The organism is Rubritalea sp. (assembly GCF_039830215.1).
Classification (GTDB): Bacteria; Verrucomicrobiota; Verrucomicrobiia; order Verrucomicrobiales; family Akkermansiaceae; genus Rubritalea.
On record NZ_JBDOPO010000005.1, the window covers coordinates 1 to 1,788 of the forward strand.

A 1,788-nucleotide genomic window follows, 5' to 3' on the forward strand; every position below is an offset into this window, starting at 1 on the left:
CCTGACACAGCTCTGTGAATAGACTCGGATAGACGAGCGCGGAGGGGATTCAGCGTCGGAGCTGACACGGCATAAATCTTAGCTCTTAGATTTTAAATGTAAGACAGAGTAGGCAGTCTAAGCTAACTGATCAAGTGAGTCAGCTTGGCAGCTTCGTTTGAGTTGTTCAGCTAACCCGCAGCAGTCACATAGGGAGTGAAGTTCTCAAATTCGAAACGAGGGGGCGACACTGCAGCCAAGGAGGGTGCTGAAGCTGAGTTGTCCAGTCGCCTGCCAATGGTGGGCTGGGACCACGTGACAGAATCGGTTAGATGCGCCTGAGAGTTCTGTAGCTTCCACATGGTGACTTTCCCCATCCCATTGATAGAGCTTTAGTCCTCCGCCTTTATACAGGTACCAGATTTCTATGCTGCGGACTTTATGGACGGCGCTGACCTGGTCGCTAATGGCTTGGACAGTAGATGTGGATAGGTGCGCTACGTCTTCTAAGCTGTGTTTTTTACGCTGGATGGATATAACGGAAAACTGGACGAAATTTTCACCATCAAGGCTATGGGCAAGGTGAGTTGGCTTGATTGGAATAGGTGATAGTAATTATTTACTTTCAGCTTCTTCGAGTTTGCCTTGAAGGAGAGGGAAGTCATTGGCCGTGCGTTTTTTGACGGGGTCGCTAGTCACTACCAAGTTGGTTCCAGGAGTGATTATGCCTTGAAGTAGGTATTGAAACCGTGGGTCTAGCCTAAACCATTCATCTAGCGTTTCAGTGTGGTGTGCACTTTGTCCACTTACTTGTGTCCACGAGGAATTCGATACTTTTTCCTTCGCATCAATTTTCCAGCCACTGAATACAAAGGCAGATGTCCCACGAACATGTTTTGAAAAGAGGCTCGTTTTGACCGGGCACTCACCAATAGTGATACCATTGCGAAGTAGGTAGAGCTTTTTGTCAGGCTTGCTGAAAATCATGGATATTGGGCCTGACGGGGAGAGTTCAGGCTGCCATGTAAACTTGCTCGTTGTGCCATCTTCGAACTGAACTTTGTGGCCGTGGGAAACATGGATATCTGGTTCTTCATCGGTAATGACTACGGTTGTTCCATTGTGTGTGACGCCAAAGAGCTTCTTTGAGAAGTCATAGGGAAGATGGATACAGCCATGGGATGACGGATGGCCAGGGACAGCACCCGCGTGTAGGGCTACTCCATCCCAAGTAATTCTCTCGGAGTAGGGCATCGACGCATTTCCATACGTTTTGGAGTGATGGTCTTTATCCTTATTTAAAATGTGGAAAACTCCGGTGGGAGTCTCGTGGCCTTTGAAGCCAGTGCTCACTTCCGTGCTGCCAATTTTTATACCATTGCGGTAAACCGCTGCAGTCTGGCTTTTTAAGCTTACGGTCACCATAACTGGGCCATTTTCCGATAACTCAGGATTCCAGGTGAATGCATCTGGATTGTGCTGGCGGTCTTCAGCATAGAGAGGTCCAGTGAGCAATGTTGTAGCGGATAGAATTACAGTAGTGGTGCGGAGAACATGAATTAGTTGCATTGAAGTGCATACGCTATGGAGTTCTGCAATGCTTAGCAAGCGCCGTTCTACTCGGTCTCGAGAGTCCTATTTGTAGCTATAAAAAAGCCGGGAAGTCGAGCTTTCCGGCTTTTACTGTGAATTTTCATTCAATTATCCGTGAGGCTAACAGCTCGCGTTGGTAGATAAGCTCTTTTGGCATGGAATGTTGTAATTTGAGATAGAGCTCAGCTTGGCTGAGTAATTCATTTTCCCACTCGG

The 1,788-nt window shown here is 47.6% G+C and carries 1 protein-coding gene; it reads right to left on the reverse strand.

The features are described from left to right. Window positions 1–594: 594 nt before the first annotated feature. Window positions 595–1,548: a L,D-transpeptidase family protein gene (locus ABGY95_RS00115; protein WP_347439649.1), complete on the reverse strand. Its 954-nt coding sequence runs from the start codon at window positions 1,546–1,548 to the stop codon at window positions 595–597. Between the last annotated feature and the right edge of the window lie 240 nt (window positions 1,549–1,788).

Bases quoted from the DNA above. Each gene is read 5' to 3' on its own strand.
- ABGY95_RS00115 (WP_347439649.1), bottom strand. From the start codon at position 1,548: ATGCAACTAATTCATGTTCTCCGCACCACTACTGTAATTCTATCCGCT.